13 protein-coding genes are annotated in these 15,397 nt (G+C 62.2%); 6 read left to right on the top strand and 7 right to left on the bottom strand.

Annotated elements, in window-relative coordinates; genetic code table 11:
- Positions 1-175 precede the first annotated feature (175 nt).
- The 4 genes from Q6A47_RS08550 (at position 176) to Q6A47_RS08535 (ending at position 7,068) form a co-directional block, all read left to right on the top strand.
- Positions 176-1,522: a carbohydrate porin gene (locus tag Q6A47_RS08550; RefSeq protein WP_304483973.1), complete on the top strand. Its 1,347-nt coding sequence runs from the start codon at positions 176-178 to the stop codon at positions 1,520-1,522.
- Positions 1,523-1,552: 30 nt separating this feature from the next.
- Entirely contained in the window at positions 1,553-3,964 is a 2,412-nt protein-coding gene (locus Q6A47_RS08545) for a glucose/quinate/shikimate family membrane-bound PQQ-dependent dehydrogenase (RefSeq protein WP_039575891.1), read from the top strand.
- A gap of 211 nt (positions 3,965-4,175) precedes the next feature.
- A complete protein-coding gene (gene lon, locus Q6A47_RS08540) occupies positions 4,176-6,596 on the top strand; it encodes an endopeptidase La (RefSeq protein ID WP_304483971.1) in 2,421 nt (806 codons plus the stop codon).
- 79 nt (positions 6,597-6,675) lie between these two features.
- A complete protein-coding gene (locus tag Q6A47_RS08535) occupies positions 6,676-7,068 on the top strand; it encodes a protease inhibitor I42 family protein (protein WP_029614103.1) in 393 nt (130 codons plus the stop codon).
- 6 nt (positions 7,069-7,074) lie between these two features.
- On the opposite strand, the gene Q6A47_RS08530 is transcribed toward Q6A47_RS08535, so the two are convergent.
- Together Q6A47_RS08530 and Q6A47_RS08525 are read right to left on the bottom strand one after the other, a co-directional pair.
- Complete coding sequence (locus Q6A47_RS08530; protein WP_304483969.1) at positions 7,075-8,016, bottom strand: alpha-xenorhabdolysin family binary toxin subunit B; 942 nt, start codon at positions 8,014-8,016, stop codon at positions 7,075-7,077.
- An 11-nt stretch (positions 8,017-8,027) separates the two neighbouring features.
- Positions 8,028-9,215, bottom strand: a complete 1,188-nt coding sequence (locus Q6A47_RS08525) for an alpha-xenorhabdolysin family binary toxin subunit A (RefSeq protein WP_304483968.1) — start codon at positions 9,213-9,215, stop codon at positions 8,028-8,030.
- Positions 9,216-9,462: 247 nt separating this feature from the next.
- Here Q6A47_RS08525 and cmoA point away from each other — a divergent pair, with 247 nt between their 5' ends.
- Both cmoA and cmoB read left to right on the top strand, forming a co-directional pair.
- Positions 9,463-10,206 (top strand): carboxy-S-adenosyl-L-methionine synthase CmoA, encoded by a 744-nt coding sequence (gene cmoA, locus Q6A47_RS08520; protein WP_039575878.1) that lies wholly within the window; start codon positions 9,463-9,465, stop codon positions 10,204-10,206.
- Positions 10,203-11,159 carry a tRNA 5-methoxyuridine(34)/uridine 5-oxyacetic acid(34) synthase CmoB gene (gene cmoB / locus Q6A47_RS08515; protein WP_039575876.1) on the top strand — a complete coding sequence of 319 codons (957 nt, stop codon included), beginning with the start codon at positions 10,203-10,205 and terminating at the stop codon, positions 11,157-11,159. Before cmoA ends, cmoB begins: the two co-directional genes overlap by 4 nt.
- A 31-nt stretch (positions 11,160-11,190) precedes the next feature.
- On the opposite strand, the gene pdxJ is transcribed toward cmoB, so the two are convergent.
- The 5 genes from pdxJ to lepB form a co-directional block, all read right to left on the bottom strand.
- Positions 11,191-11,940 (bottom strand): pyridoxine 5'-phosphate synthase, encoded by a 750-nt coding sequence (gene pdxJ / locus Q6A47_RS08510; protein WP_029614108.1) that lies wholly within the window; start codon positions 11,938-11,940, stop codon positions 11,191-11,193.
- Between the two features lie 43 nt (positions 11,941-11,983).
- Positions 11,984-12,667 carry a DNA repair protein RecO gene (gene recO, locus Q6A47_RS08505; RefSeq protein ID WP_039575874.1) on the bottom strand — a complete coding sequence of 228 codons (684 nt, stop codon included), beginning with the start codon at positions 12,665-12,667 and terminating at the stop codon, positions 11,984-11,986.
- Between the two features lie 129 nt (positions 12,668-12,796).
- Positions 12,797-13,699, bottom strand: coding sequence for a GTPase Era (gene era, locus Q6A47_RS08500; protein ID WP_039575872.1), 903 nt, complete (start codon positions 13,697-13,699; stop codon positions 12,797-12,799).
- Entirely contained in the window at positions 13,692-14,381 is a 690-nt protein-coding gene (gene rnc / locus Q6A47_RS08495) for a ribonuclease III (RefSeq protein WP_039575871.1), read from the bottom strand. Before rnc ends, era begins: the two co-directional genes overlap by 8 nt.
- 158 nt (positions 14,382-14,539) lie before the next feature.
- Positions 14,540-15,394 carry a signal peptidase I gene (gene lepB / locus Q6A47_RS08490; protein ID WP_029613915.1) on the bottom strand — a complete coding sequence of 285 codons (855 nt, stop codon included), beginning with the start codon at positions 15,392-15,394 and terminating at the stop codon, positions 14,540-14,542.
- Positions 15,395-15,397 lie beyond the last annotated feature (3 nt).

The raw sequence follows: 15,397 nt of genomic DNA, 5'->3' as shown, positions 1-15,397 counted from the left end.
GGATCACAACAATCCCCTGCGACATTTTGTCTTTTTTTCCGCTCGCTTCCTCTATATCCTCCCCGCCGCACGCTGAAACGCTTCATCCATCATTCCTTGCAGCCATCAACATCGAAGAGAGCAACTCTTTGATGCGCTTGCGTTTTTTCGATAATCAATAAGACAGCGCTATCTCATGCTCCAACTGCCGAAATACCGACTCCCCGGCACCGCCCTGGCGGTCCTGCTGACCAGCTTCGCCACGCCTGCCAGCGCCCAGGCGCCGTTCTCCGCCGACTCGCCGTGGATGCTCGGCGACTGGGGCGGCGCGCGCCAGCGACTGCAGCAACAAGGCTACGACTTCACCCTCGGCTACACCGGCGAGATGGGCAGCAACCTGCACGGCGGCTTCGACCATGACCGCACCGCGCGCTACAGCGACCAATTCACCCTGGGCACCCACTTCGATCTGCAGAAACTGCTCGGTTGGCAAGCCAGCGAGTTCCAGCTCACCGTCACCGAGCGCAGTGGCCGCAACATCAGCAACGACCGTATCAACGACCCGCGCGTCGGCGGCTTCACCTCCGCCCAGGAAGTCTGGGGTCGTGGCCAGACCTGGCGGCTGACGCAGATGTGGTTCAAGCAGAAGTACTTCGACGGTGCACTGGACATCAAGGTCGGCCGCTTCGGCGAAGGCGAGGACTTCAACAGCTTCCCCTGCGACTTCCAGAACCTGGCCTTCTGCGGCTCGCAGGTGGGCAACTGGGTCGGTGGCATCTGGTACAACTGGCCGGTCAGTCAATGGGCCCTGCGTGTCAGATACAACCTACACGAGGACCTCTACGCCCAAGTCGGCGTGTTCGAGCAGAACCCCTCCAACCTGGACACCGGCAACGGCTTCAAGCTCAGCGGCAGCGGTACGCAAGGCGCGCTGATGCCGATAGAACTGGTGTGGAGCCCGCAGGTCAATGGCTTGAAAGGGGAATATCGCGCCGGCTACTACTACAGTAATGCCAAGGCACAGGATGTTTACCGAGACCGCAACGGCCAGCCCGCTGCCCTCAGTGGCCAGGCCTACCGCAGCAGCGCCAGCAAGCATGGCCTGTGGCTCGGTGCCCAACAGCAGGTGACCTCGCTCGCCTCCGACGCCTCGCGCGGCCTGAGCCTGTTCGCCAACGCCACGATGCACGACAAGAAGACCAATGTCATCGACAACTATGTTCAGGCGGGAGTGGTGTACAAGGGGCCGTTCGACGTCCGTGCCAAGGACGACATCGGCTTCGCCCTGGCGCGCGTGCACGTCAACCCCGCCTATCGCAAGAACGCCCGCCTGGCCAACCAGGTCAACGCCGTGGACGACTATGACAATCCCGGCTTCCTGCCTGTCCAGGACACCGAATACAGCGCCGAACTCTACTACGGCATCCATCTGGCCGACTGGCTCACCGTGCGCCCGAACCTGCAGTACATCCGCCATCCGGGCGGGGTGTCGCGGGTCGACGATGCACTGGTCGGCGGCGTGAAGATCCAAAGCAGTTTCTGAACCTCACCTTGAATGAACGGAGAAGCTACGATGAGCACTGACGGTGCTACCTCTGGAACCCGCTGGCTACCGCGCCTGATCGGCGTATTGCTGCTGTTGATGGGCCTCGCCCTGATCGCCGGCGGCGTCAAGCTCAGCCAGTTGGGCGGATCGCTGTATTACCTGATCGGCGGTATCGGCTTCGCCCTCTCAGGCGTGTTGCTGATCGCCCTGCGTCGCATCGGCCTGGGCCTGTACGGCGCCGTGCTGCTGGCCAGTACGGCCTGGGCACTGTGGGAAGTGGGCCTGGACTGGTGGCAACTGGTGCCGCGTCTGGCGCTGTGGTTCGCCTTGGGCGTTATTCTGCTGCTGCCATGGGCACGTCGTCCCCTGCGCGGCCCGGCGTCGACAGTCAACGGCGCCTTGCTCAGCGTGGCGGTGGTCGCCGCCGGCGCCAGCGCCCTGGCCAGCCAATTCACCCATCCCGGGGAAATTGCCGGGGAACTGGGGCGTGACAGCAGCGAAATGGCCAGTGCCGCGCCGTCGATGCCCGATGGCGACTGGCAGGCCTACGGTCGCACCGAGTTCGGCGACCGCTACTCGCCGCTGCGTCAGATCACTGCGCAGAACGTCAATCGCCTGGAGGAAGCCTGGCGCATCCGCACCGGCGATCTGCCCAGCGACAACGACCCGGTCGAGCTGACCAACGAAAACACCCCGCTCAAGGTCAACGGCATGCTCTATGCCTGCACTGCGCACAGCAAGGTGTTGGCCCTGGACCCGGACACCGGTGCCGAAATCTGGCGCTTCGATCCGCAGATCAAGAGCTCGGTGGGCACCTTCAAGGGCTTCGCCCATATGACCTGCCGCGGCGTGTCGTATTACGACGAAAACCGCTACGTCAGCCGTGACGGCAGCCCCGTGCCGGCCATTTCCGCCGCCGGCCAGGCCGTGGCGCAAGCCTGCCCGCGCCGCCTGTACCTGCCCACCGCCGACGCCCGTCTGATCGCCATCAACGCTGACAACGGCAAAGTCTGCGAAGGCTTCGCCAACCAGGGCGCCATCGACCTGACCCAAGGCATCGGTCCGTTCACCGCCGGCGGCTACTATTCCACCTCGCCGGTGGCCGTGACCCGCGACCTGGTGATCATCGGCGGTCATGTCACCGACAACGAGTCGACCAACGAGCCGTCCGGGGTGATTCGCGCCTACGACGTGCACGACGGTCACCTGGTGTGGAACTGGGACAGCAACAACCCCGACGACACCCAACCGCTGGCGCCTGGAAAGACCTACAGCCGCAATTCGGCCAACATGTGGTCGCTGGCCAGCGTCGACGAAGAGCTGGGCATGGTCTACCTGCCGCTGGGCAACCAGATGCCTGACCAGTACGGTGCCGACCGCACGCCAGGCGCCGAGAAGTACAGCGCCGGTATCGTCGCCCTCGACCTGGCCACCGGCAAGGCCCGCTGGAACTACCAGTTCACTCACCACGACCTGTGGGACATGGATGTCGGCAGCCAGCCGACCCTGGTCCACCTGAAGACCGACGACGGCGTCAAGCCGGCCGTGATCGTGCCGACAAAACAGGGCAGCCTGTACGTGCTCGACCGCCGCAACGGTACGCCGATCGTGCCGATCCGCGAGATTCCGGTGCCACAGGGTGCCGTCAAAGGCGACTTCACTGCGCCGACCCAGGCCCGTTCCGACCTCAACCTGCTCGGCCCTGAACTGACCGAGCAGGCCATGTGGGGCGCCACGCCGTTCGACCAGATGCTGTGCCGCATCCAGTTCCGCGAGCTGCGCTACGAGGGTCAGTACACCCCGCCGTCCGAGCAGGGCACGCTGGTGTATCCGGGCAACGTGGGAGTGTTCAACTGGGGCGGCGTGTCGGTCGATCCGGTGCGCCAACTGCTGTTCACCTCGCCGAACTACATGGCGTTCGTGTCGAAGATGATCCCGCGCGACCAGGTCGCCGCCGACAGCAAGCGTGAAAGCGAAACCAGCGGTATCCAGCCGAACACGGGGGCGCCTTACGCGGTGACCATGCATCCGTTCATGTCGCCGCTGGGCGTACCGTGCCAGGCTCCGGCCTGGGGCTATGTGGCCGCCATCGACCTGTTCACCCACAAGGTGGTGTGGAAGCACAAGAACGGCACCACTCGTGACAGCACCCCGGTGCCGATCGGCCTGCCGGTGGGCGTGCCGAGCATGGGCGGTTCGATCGTCACTGCTGGGGGCGTGGGCTTCCTCAGCGGCACGCTGGACCAGTACCTGCGCGCCTATGACGTGAACGACGGCAAGCAGCTGTGGAGCGCCCGCCTGCCGGCCGGCGGCCAGGCGACACCGATGACCTACACCGGCAAGGATGGCGAGCAGTATGTGCTGATCGTCGCCGGCGGCCACGGCTCGCTGGGCACGCGGATGGGCGACTACATCATCGCTTACAAGCTCGCGCGCTAGCGCGGGCTTGTAAGCGAGCGGCAAGCTGCAAGCTGCAAGCTGGATAGCAAAAGCGGGGCCTGCGCGGTCCCGCTTTTTCTTGCCGCTTGAAGCTTGCAGCTTGAAGCTCGCAGCGAGCTGCGAGCGGCTCGGTGCGCGCCAAGCGCGCACCGCTTGAAACCCAGAGCCATTCGCCCCATCTAAGCACCATAGCCATTCACGCAGGTGCCCCATGAGCGACCAGCAGGATTTTCCTGATCACCCCGACGAGCACGACGAAGTCGAGCATATCGACGCCAAGTCCAGTACCAGCCATGCCCTCGCCCTGCCCGGCCAGCAACTGCCGGACAAAGTCTATGTGATCCCCATTCACAATCGCCCGTTCTTCCCCGCGCAGGTGCTGCCGGTGATCGTCAACGAAGAGCCCTGGGCGGAAACCCTCGACCTCGTCGCCAAGACCGATCATCACACCCTCGCGCTGTTCTTCATGGACACCCCAGCCGAAGACCACCGGCACTTCGACACCAAGGCGCTGCCCGAGTACGGCACCCTGGTGAAGGTCCACCATGCCAGTCGCGAGGGCGGCAAACTGCAGTTCGTCGCTCAAGGACTGACCCGTGTGCGCATTCGCACCTGGCTCAAGCATCACCGCCCGCCCTATCTCGTGGAAGTCGAGTACCCGCGTCAGCCCACCGAGCCCAACGACGAAGTCAAGGCCTACGGCATGGCGCTGATCAACGCCATCAAGGAACTGCTGCCGCTCAATCCGCTGTACAGCGAAGAGCTGAAGAACTACCTCAACCGCTTCAGCCCCAACGACCCTTCGCCGTTGACCGACTTCGCCGCGGCCCTCACCTCGGCCACCGGCAATCAGTTGCAGGAAGTGCTCGATTGCGTGCCCATGCTCAAACGCATGGAAAAAGTCCTGCCGATGCTGCGCAAGGAAGTGGAGGTCGCGCGCCTGCAGAACGAAATCTCCGCCGAGGTGAACCGGCAGATCGGCGAGCACCAGCGCGAGTTCTTCCTCAAGGAGCAGCTCAAGGTCATCCAGCAGGAACTGGGGCTGACCAAGGACGACCGCAGTGCCGACCTCGAACAGTTCGAGCAGCGCCTGGAAGGCAAGACCCTGCCCGATCAGGCGAAAAAACGCATCGACGAGGAAATGGGCAAGCTGGCCATTCTCGAGACGGGCTCGCCTGAGTATGCCGTCACCCGCAATTACCTGGACTGGGCCACCGCGTTGCCGTGGGGCCTCTATGGCCAGGACAAGCTCGACCTCAAGCACGCGCGCAAAGTGCTCGACCAACACCACGCCGGTCTCGACGACATCAAGGAGCGCATCCTCGAGTTCCTCGCTGTCGGCGCCTGGAAAGGTGAAATCAGCGGTTCCATCGTGCTGCTGGTCGGCCCACCCGGCGTGGGCAAGACCAGCATTGGCAAGTCCATTGCCGAATCCCTGGGCCGGCCGTTCTACCGCTTCAGCGTCGGCGGCATGCGCGACGAGGCCGAGATCAAGGGCCACCGCCGCACCTACATCGGCGCCCAGCCCGGCAAACTGGTGCAAGCGCTGAAGGACGTCGAAGTGATGAACCCGGTCATCATGCTCGACGAGATCGACAAGATGGGCCAGAGCTACCAGGGCGACCCCGCCTCGGCGCTGCTGGAAACCCTCGATCCAGAGCAGAACGTCGACTTCCTCGACCATTACCTGGACCTGCGCCTGGACCTGTCCAAGGTGCTGTTCGTCTGCACCGCCAACACCCTCGACTCGATCCCCGGCCCGCTGCTCGACCGCATGGAAGTGATCCGCCTCTCCGGTTACATCACCGAAGAGAAGGTGGCCATCGCCAAGCGCCACCTGTGGCCCAAGCAACTGAACAAAGCGGGCGTGGCCAAGACCAGCCTGAGCATCTCCGACAGCGCACTGCGCCTGGTGATCGAGGGCTATGCCCGCGAGGCCGGCGTGCGTCAGTTGGAAAAACAGCTAGGCAAACTGGTGCGCAAGTCCGTGGTCAGGTTGCTGGACAATCCCGACGCCAAACTCAAGATCGGTCCCAAGGAACTGGAACCGGCACTGGGCATGCCGGTGTTCCGCAGCGAACAGGTGCTGTCGGGCAAAGGCGTGATCACAGGCCTGGCCTGGACCAGCATGGGCGGGGCCACGCTGCCGATCGAGGCGACGCGTGTGCACACCCTCAATCGCGGCTTCAAGCTCACCGGCAAGCTGGGAGATGTGATGAAAGAGTCCGCCGAAATCGCCTATAGCTATGTCAGCTCTAACCTCAAGCAATACGGTGGCGATTCGGGCTTCTTCAACGAGGCCTTCATTCACCTGCACGTACCCGAGGGGGCTACGCCGAAAGATGGGCCGAGCGCAGGCGTGACCATGGCCAGTGCACTGCTGTCGCTGGCCCGCGATCAGGCACCGAAAAAGGGCGTGGCCATGACCGGCGAGCTGACCCTCACCGGCCAGGTGCTGCCCATCGGCGGCGTGCGCGAGAAGGTGATTGCTGCACGGCGGCAGAAAATCCATGAGTTGATCCTGCCCGAGGCCAACCGGGGCGACTTCGAGGAACTGCCGGCGTACCTGCGCGAGGGTCTGACGGTGCATTTCGCCAAACGCTTCGCCGACGTGGCGAAAGTGCTGTTCTGATCGGCCGGGGGCCGCGCGCCGGCCCCACAGGCTCACCCGCTTCGGTTATCCTCAGGCCATCGTCGCCTGAGGAGACACCATGACCCTCCCCCGCCTATTGCTTCCCATGAGCCTTGCATTGCTGACCGCCTGCGCCCAGCAGTCCCGGCAGACCGTCGAACTGGACGCCGAGAGCGAATGCCCCAAGCGCTTGGCGCCAGGCCAGAACCTGACCCTCACCCTGACCAGCAATCCCACTACCGGATACCGCTGGCAGGTCAAGGATCCCGCTTCGAGCGTGCTGCGCAGCCTCGGTCCAGAGGTGTACAGCAGCCCTGAAGAAAGCGGTCTGGTCGGTGTTGCCGGGACATCCACCTGGCGTTTCCAGGCCAGCGCGCCGGGAGATGGCAACCTGGTATTGGTCTATCAACAACCGTGGGCGCCTGAAGTGCAGCCGGTGCAGACGTTCGAGTGCGCGATCAGGGTCAGATGACCCGCATCAAACCGCCTCAATGCGTCTGCGCACGGTCAGCAGGTAGTCGCGCGCGGCTTGCAAGGCAACTAACAGAGGCCCCGCTTCTACCTTGCTGTTCAGGACGGAATCCACGGCACTCCACCCATCCACGAACAGTGATCCCTGCACCAACCACTGCTGGCGGAGCTCGAGCAGTTCGCCGGCCCTGCCGTATTGGGTGATCACTTCGTTATTCTGCGCCAGCTGCGCTTTGAGACCAGCCAGGTTCTGCTGCTCCTGCTTGAGCTTGTCCGCCATCTGTGCTCTGACCGCAAGTACTTTGGCGTATTCACGGCCCTGCTCCAGTAGGTCCAGATGCGTGTTCAGCTTGCCGACGGCAGCCTTGATCAGATCCGGCGATATACCAGGCGTCTGCATTTGACCCAGAATGACATCGATGTCCTTGTCGTCGGGAATCAGGTTCCTCAGCGCTTGACGGACCGTCGGCGTATTGAGCGTGGCAAGGCTATCGTCTATCTCCGCCAACTTGGCTTCGCGCGTATTGACCGTGCTCTGGACCTGCTTGAACGTCTTGTCGTTCTCCTGCAGGTCTTGTATCGCCGTTCGTTGCAGTTCAGTGAGCTCAGGTACCGAGTACGTGCGCACAGCCTCTACGCTGGCCAGCACCTGCCGGATAGTCGTCTGCACGTCGGCGCGCAGGGTCACGAGTTCGTTCTCATCGAGCTCGGCGGTAGCGACACTGCCAAGCGGGTCCAAGTCGAGATTGAGATCGATCAGGCCCTGCGTGACATTCCCACAAAAACGCGCATTGGCCTTTTTGATGGTTTCGGCGATGTCCTGCAAGCGTTCGCGTACAGCGGGAAGGAGCAATTCGATCCCATGGTGGGAAATCTGAAACGCCTGCCGCTCGATGTTGAGCATCGCTTTGGCATCGGGCAACGGTGTTTCGACGTTCGCACTCTTCATATTATTCATCCTTAAAGGGCGTCGCCCAGTACTTCGTTGAAGATCGCCGAAAGCTGCTTGGAGATATTCAAAATATTGGTCCAAGGCGAGAGGACGCGTTCAAACTGCACAATGAACTTTTTCAGTTCCACGTTACTGGAAACGGCGGTGGCTTTTTTAATCGAAGCGGACATGTAGGACTCCAACAGCACCCAGACGTCTTCCAAGTTCTTGGTGGCTGCACGAACTTCCACCAACCTGAAGTTAATGTCCGTGACCATCCTCTTCAAGGCCACGAAATTTTCGATTTCGGCCAACAGTTCACGTTGCTGCGTGGCCAACATATCGCGCTCTTCGATCAATGCATTCTTATCCTTGCGCACCACTTCCGCTTGCGCCCCGTAAATACCTCCGGTCACGATCAAACCGATCGGACCGAACGCAATCCCGAAAAACGCCGTGCCGACCAATTTGTCATATTGAGCCACCTTTTTTTCAATCTCAGTGTCGAGCGCGATCAACTGCTCGCCGATCGTAGCAATCTTCTTGTCGACACTTTCTTTCTTCAAACATGCCAAGAGACCAGAGCCCTTGGGATGCAAGACCTTGTCGATCTGCTCACCGAAATGATCGACCAGCGCCTTGACGTGGCGAATGGTGGCGAGCATTTCCGTAATTTCACTCTGGATGGTCGGCAGGTAGAGATCGATCGCCGACTTCAGTGATGTGATATCCGCTGTCGAGAGCGCGGCCCTTGGAATCTTGTCGGACGGAATCGCTGGCAATAGCGTGTCCATTGCCTGCGTGTTCTTCAGCTCGGTAATAAACTTCACACCTTCAGTGATAAAGTTTTCGGAAAAAACCTGTAAGTCGCCACCCATTTTTTTACAGGCATCTTCTACGCCGTCCCAGGCGTCCACGTGCTGATGCAGATTCTCATGAAAAGACCAGAAGTCATCTGCACTGATTGCCAAGGCTGTAAAGTTTACGTTCGCCTCCATCTCTCGCCGCTCACTGGGCAGCTGTCGTACCGCCCTCTGGTAGCGTTTGATGGTGCGCAGGTTGTCTTGACTGAATAGAAAAGCCGGTTCTTTCTTTTTGAAATCGAAAATTTGCTGAGGGATGAACTCGACCCGTTCATCCATTGTGAGCTTATCGAAAGGCAGACTTGCTTTTGAAGCAAAACTCTCCGCCCGCTGCTCAGGTACATCAGACGCCATGATTATTCCCCTCTACTCACACGCTTCTGCAGTTGAGAGCGCGTTACTGAGGAACCAATTTAACGGTCTACGTCCGCTCACAAAGTCAGGACGGTGCTCAGCCTGGGGGAGGAAAACACACTGCTCTCTGCCAGATCATTGATCATTGGAAAAACTGACAAATGTCCCGAGACTGCTCTGCCACGCAGACGGCGTTCCCTGATTTTCGCTAGAATGTGCCTCCTTCAACCCACTGCACGAGCCCGCTGTGAGCCACCCCTCAGACCGCCTATTCGCCCAGCCTCTGGAACAGGTACCCGACTTCGTCTTCAACGAAGACGTCGTGCGCGTGTTCCCGGACATGATCAAGCGCTCGGTGCCCGGCTATCCGACCATCGTCGAGAACATCGGTGTGCTGGGTGCGCGCTTTGCCCAACCGCATAGCGTCTTGTATGACCTGGGCGCTTCGCTGGGCGCCGTGACTCAGTCGCTGCGTCGTCATGTGCGCGCTGACGGCTGCCGGGTAATGGCGGTGGACAACTCGGCAGCGATGGTCGAGCGCTGCCGCCAGTACCTCACCGCCCAGGACTCCATGTTCCAGGAACTGCTGCCGGTGCAGGTGCTGGAGGCCGACATCCTGGCGCTGTCGCTGGAGCCGGCGTCGTTCGTCGCAATGAACTTCACCCTGCAATTCATCGCCCCAGACGAACGCCTCGACTTGCTGGCCCGCATCCGCCAGGCGCTGCTACCCGGTGGCGCACTGGTGCTCTCGGAAAAGCTGCGCTTCGACGACGCGCAGAGCCACGCGCTGCTCAACGACCTGCACCTGGACTTCAAACGTGCCAATGGCTACAGCGAACTGGAAATTGCCCAGAAACGCAGCGCTATCGAGCACGTCATGAAGCCTGACACTCTGGAGACACACGAGCAGCGCCTGCGCGCCGCCGGTTTCTCCAAAGTGGTGCCCTGGTTCCAATGCCTAAACTTCGCCTCGCTGATAGCCCTGCCATGATCGATCTGTCTCCCCTCGTCCGCCGTCTGGCGGGCACCCCACTGGCTCGCTGGTCCCAAGGCCTGCAAGCGCAATTGGATGCCAAGCTGGAAAAAGGCCACGGCGATCTGGAACGCTGGCGTGGCGCACTGGACGCGCTGCCCGCCTTGACGCCGAGCACCCTCGACCTGGTCGACGGCCTGCGCCTGGACAGCGACTGCGATGCCGCCAGCCGTGCGCAGATGCATCAGGCGCTGATGGGGCTGTCGCCTTGGCGCAAGGGGCCGTTCGAGCTGTTCGGCGTGCACGTGGACACCGAATGGCGCTCGGACTGGAAGTGGTCGCGGGTCAGCCCGCACCTGAACCTCACCGGCAAACGCGTGCTGGATGTCGGCTGTGGCAACGGCTACTACCAGTGGCGCATGCTCGGCGCTGGCGCCGACCTGGTGGTCGGGGTAGACCCGAACTGGCTGTTCTTCTGCCAGTTCCAGGCTGTCAGTAAATACCTCCCGCACCTCCCGGCCTGGCACCTGCCTTTCGCCCTGGAAGAACTGCCGGCCAATCTGGAAGGGTTCGACACCGTGTTCTCGATGGGCGTGTTCTACCACCGTCGCTCGCCAATCGAGCACCTGCTGGCGCTGAAGGACTGTCTGGTCAAAGGCGGCGAACTGGTGCTGGAAACGCTGGTGATCGAAGGTGACGCGCAACAAATGCTGGTGCCCGAAGACCGTTACGCGCAGATGCGCAACGTCTGGTTCCTGCCGTCGGTGCCGGCCCTGGAACGCCTGCTGCGCCGGGCAGGTTTCAGCGACGTGCGCTGCGTGGATGTCAGCGTCACCAGCGTCGAGGAACAGCGCAGCACCGATTGGATGCGCTACCAGTCGCTCAGCGACTTCCTCGACCCTGCCGACCACAGCAAGACCATCGAAGGCCTGCCAGCGCCGCGCCGGGCCACATTGCTGGCGCGTAAATAGAGAGCCGCAAGTGCCCCAAGGGGCATTGCATTCAGTTGCGGCGCGGCGCGGCAGCGAGCATCAGCGCTTTCATCTCGGCAACGGCGGCCGGGAAACCGACGAACAGTGCGTGCGCCACCAGCGCATGGCCGATGTTCAGCTCATTGATGCCCTCAATGGCCGCCACGGCTTCGACGTTGTGGTAATGCAAGCCATGGCCGGCATTGACGATCAGACCCTGAGCCAAACCGAAAGCGACGCCCTGAACGATACGTTCGAGCTCTTCGGCCACCTCTTTTGGGGTCTGGGCATCGGCGTAGCGCCCGGTGTGCAGTTCGATGGCCGGCGCACCCACCCGGCGCGACGCCTCGATCTGACGCTCATCAGCATCGATGAACAAGGACACTTCGGCGCCGGTGCGCGACAAGCGCTCCACAGCGGCCTTGATCCGCTGCTCTTGGCCGGCCACGTCCAGCCCGCCCTCGGTGGTCAGTTCCTGGCGCGTTTCAGGCACCAGGCAGATGTGCGCCGGGCGAATCTTCTCGGCAAAGGCCATCATCTCTTCAGTGACGCCCATTTCGAAGTTCATGCGTGTCTGCAAGACATCCTTGAGCAGCAGCACGTCGCGCTCCTGGATATGCCGACGGTCTTCGCGCAGGTGCACGGTGATACCGTCGGCCCCCGCCTGCTCGGCGTCCAGCGCTGCCTTGACCGGGTCCGGATAGCGAGTGCCGCGGGCCTGGCGCAAGGTCGCCACATGGTCGATATTGACGCCGAGAAGGATGCGGTTGCTCTGAGTCACGAAAGGCTCTCCTGAAGATTGAGCCCCACAGCATACGTCGTGCTCAGCGCTTGCGAAACAGTTCGCGGCTGACCAGTGGCTTGGCCCCCAGGTGGACCGCCAATGCCTGGCGCATCAGGCGCTTGGCGGCCAGCAAGGCGCCCGGCGCTTCCCACTCGGCCTCGGACAGCGCCAGCAGCTCTGCGCCATTGAACAGTCCGGGCTGGAACAGCTCGACACGCTCAAGCCCGGCATCCACCTGCAGGCGATACAGTCCTTCGGCAACCACTGGGGCCTGGTCGACATCTTCGGTCAGGGAAAACGCGTAGCCCAGCTCATCGAGCAGGCGCCACTCGAACGCACGCAGCAGCGGCTCGAGGGGGCGACCCGCCGCCAGCGCTTGCAGGGTAAGACCGTAGTGTTCGAACAAAGCGGGATAAGGGGCTTCGGCAGGAAGCAGGCGCATCAGCAACTCATTGAGGTACAAGCCGCTGAACAACGCGTCGCCGTTGAGCCAACCGGCGAGGCCGACGGTGTCCATGCGCCCCACATTCTTCAGCTCGCCGCGCCCGCGCAGTTCCAGCTCCAGCGGCACGAACGGCCGCATGGAACTGCCGCCCTTGCCCCGCGCCCGGCGCAAGACGGCACGCACACGGCCCTGGGGCGTGAAAAAATCCACCAGCGCACTGGTTTCCTTGTAGGCGCGGCTGTGCAGGACGTAGGCGAGTTGTGGTGTGGGTTGGTCCATGGCGATCTCACGCAGCGAAGATACCGGGAGGCGCGGGTGACCCCATGGAAACGGCGACACCGCCACTTGGCCAGGTCAATCGCGGCGCCTGCCTACGCGCTCATAGAAAGCTGCGCCGTCGCGAGCCGTTCAGAGGTCGCCGTAACCCAGCGAGCGCAGCGCCCGCTCGTCATCGGACCAGCCGCCCTTGACCTTGACCCACAGGTTGAGCATGACCTTGGCGTCGAACAGCACTTCCATGTCCTTGCGCGCATCGGAGCCGATGCGTTTGATGCGCTCGCCCTTGTCGCCAATGATGATCTTCTTCTGGCCGTCACGCTCGACCAGGATCAGGGCGTGAATGTGCAGCACATGCCCCTGCTGCTTGAACTCTTCAATTTCCACGGTGATCTGGTACGGCAGCTCGGCACCGAGCTGACGCATGATCTTTTCACGGACCAGTTCGGCGGCGAGGAAACGGCTGCTGCGGTCGGTGATCTGGTCTTCCGGGAAGAAATGCTCGTTCTCGGGCAGGTGCTTGGCGATCAGTGCCTCGAGAGACTCCAGGTTATGCCCCTGCTGCGCCGAGATCGGCACGATTTCGGCCTTCGGCAGTTGCGCCTGAAGCCATTGCAGGTGCGGGATCAACTCGGCTTTCTCGTCCATGCGGTCGGTCTTGTTGACCGCCAGAATAAGCGGGCCTTCCACGTACTGGACACGCTCGAGCACCAGTTGGTCCTCATCGGTCCAACGGGTACGGTCGACCACGAAGATCACCACATCGACGTCTTTCAAGGCCGCCGATGCGTTACGGTTCATATAGCGGTTCAGGGCCTTGTCGTTGGCCTTGTGCATGCCAGGGGTGTCGACGTAGATCGCCTGCACATCGCCCTCGGTCTTGATGCCGAGCATGTTGTGGCGCGTGGTCTGCGGCTTGCGCGACGTAATCGCCAGCTTCTGCCCGAGAATATGGTTGAGCAGCGTGGACTTGCCCACGTTGGGACGGCCGACGATGGCCACATAGCCGCAGCGGGTCGGGGTGTTCTCAGTCATTACCATTCTCCACGCCCAGGGCGATCAGTGCGGCGGCGGCAGCGACTTGCTCGGCGATACGCCGGCTAACGCCCTGTCCACGGCTCTTGTTGTTCAGCAGCACCACTTCGCATTCGACGAAGAACGTACGGCAGTGCGGTTCGCCCTGGATGTCCACCACTTCGTAGCGCGGCAACTCGCAGGCACGCGATTGCAGGAACTCCTGCAGGCGGGTCTTGGGATCTTTGTTGGTATCGACCAGGGTCAGGCCGTCGAACTCGCCCGCCAGCCAGGCGAGGATGCGCTCGCGGGCGGTCTGCATGTCGGCGTCCAGGTAGATGGCGCCGATCAGGGCTTCGAGGGCGTCGGCCAGGATCGACTCACGCCGGAAGCCGCCGCTCTTGAGCTCGCCCGAACCCAGGCGCAGGTACTCGCCCAGGTCGAAGCCGCGTGCCAGACGGGCCAGTGTTTCACCCTTGACCAGGCGAGCGCGCAGGCGCGAAAGCTGGCCTTCTCGCGCTTGGGGGAAACGCTCGAACAGCGCTTCGCCAGCCACGAAGTTGAGAATGGCATCGCCAAGAAACTCCAGGCGCTCGTTGTTGCGCCCGGCATAGCTGCGATGCGTCAGCGCCAAGAGCATCTGCTCCCGGTCCCTGAAGGTGTAGCCGAGCTTGCGCTCGAGGCGCTCGAGGGAAGCGCTCATGCGGCCACCCCATCGTTGTTAAACGCGTTCAAATCAACATCCTGAAAGACTGTTTGGCCGTGTCGCACCACAACGTGGCGCTGGATTGATTCATCCCTGAGAACACAGCCTATGTCAGAAATGCATTCGGCGCCGTCCGTGGACAGCGCCGAGGGGTATCAATGGATCAGACCCACCCGCGACAGGTTCGGCAAGTGGCTGAGCTTGGGCTCTGGCCAGCTCATCCACACCGCAAAGGCCTTGCCGACGATGTTGCGGTCCGGGACCATGCCATGCAGCTCGCGAGGGATGTTCGGGTCGTCCCAGAAGCGGCTGTCATTGGAGTTGTCGCGGTTATCGCCCATCATGAAGTAGTGCCCGGCCGGTACGGTCCATTGCTGGTCCGGCGGCATGCGGTAGCGGCTCATTTCCTTGCGGATCAGATGCTCGGTTTCGCCGAGTTTTTCCTTGTACAGCTCGGCGCTACCCAGCGAGCCAGCTTCGCTGCCGACCAGTTGCTCGGCGACCAACTGGTCGTTGACGTACAGGCGCTTGTCGTTGGTGTAGCGGATCCGGTCGCCCGGAAGGCCGACCACACGCTTGATGTAGTTGACGTTCGGATCGCTCGGATAGCGGAACACCATGACGTCCCCGCGCTGCGGATCACCCACCTCGATGACCTTCTTGTCGATCACGGGTAGACGGATACCGTAGGAGAACTTGTTCACCAGGATGAAGTCGCCCACTTCCAGGGTCGGTTTCATCGACCCCGAAGGAATCTGGAAGGGCTCGACCAGAAACGAGCGCAACACCAGCACGATGAACAGCACCGGGAAGAAGGACTTGCCGTATTCGACCAGCAACGGCTCCTTGTTCAGGCGCTCGACGACGGCCACTTCGGGCTGGCTGACGCTGCCCTGGTAGTTGGCGATCGCCGCTCGCCGGCGCGGCGCCAGGAACAGCAGATCGATCAGACCCAACAGACCGCAGACGGCTACGGCGATGACGAGCAACAGCGGGAAATTTAGCGACATAGG

This window comes from Pseudomonas boreofloridensis, from assembly GCF_030580795.1.
GTDB lineage: Bacteria > Pseudomonadota > Gammaproteobacteria > Pseudomonadales > Pseudomonadaceae > Aquipseudomonas > Aquipseudomonas boreofloridensis.
This window is presented reverse-complemented; position numbering and strand designations above follow the sequence as displayed.

Excerpts from the sequence above, each read along its gene's own strand:
- Q6A47_RS08550 (WP_304483973.1), top strand. The coding sequence starts at position 176 with ATGCTCCAACTGCCGAAATACCGACTCCCCGGCACCGCCCTGGCGGTC.
- Q6A47_RS08545 (WP_039575891.1), top strand. The coding sequence starts at position 1,553 with ATGAGCACTGACGGTGCTACCTCTGGAACCCGCTGGCTACCGCGCCTG.
- lon (WP_304483971.1), top strand. The coding sequence starts at position 4,176 with ATGAGCGACCAGCAGGATTTTCCTGATCACCCCGACGAGCACGACGAA.
- Q6A47_RS08535 (WP_029614103.1), top strand. The coding sequence starts at position 6,676 with ATGACCCTCCCCCGCCTATTGCTTCCCATGAGCCTTGCATTGCTGACC.
- Q6A47_RS08530 (WP_304483969.1), bottom strand. The coding sequence starts at position 8,016 with ATGAAGAGTGCGAACGTCGAAACACCGTTGCCCGATGCCAAAGCGATG.
- Q6A47_RS08525 (WP_304483968.1), bottom strand. The coding sequence starts at position 9,215 with ATGGCGTCTGATGTACCTGAGCAGCGGGCGGAGAGTTTTGCTTCAAAA.
- cmoB (WP_039575876.1), top strand. The coding sequence starts at position 10,203 with ATGATCGATCTGTCTCCCCTCGTCCGCCGTCTGGCGGGCACCCCACTG.
- recO (WP_039575874.1), bottom strand. The coding sequence starts at position 12,667 with ATGGACCAACCCACACCACAACTCGCCTACGTCCTGCACAGCCGCGCC.
- era (WP_039575872.1), bottom strand. The coding sequence starts at position 13,699 with ATGACTGAGAACACCCCGACCCGCTGCGGCTATGTGGCCATCGTCGGC.
- rnc (WP_039575871.1), bottom strand. The coding sequence starts at position 14,381 with ATGAGCGCTTCCCTCGAGCGCCTCGAGCGCAAGCTCGGCTACACCTTC.
- lepB (WP_029613915.1), bottom strand. The coding sequence starts at position 15,394 with ATGTCGCTAAATTTCCCGCTGTTGCTCGTCATCGCCGTAGCCGTCTGC.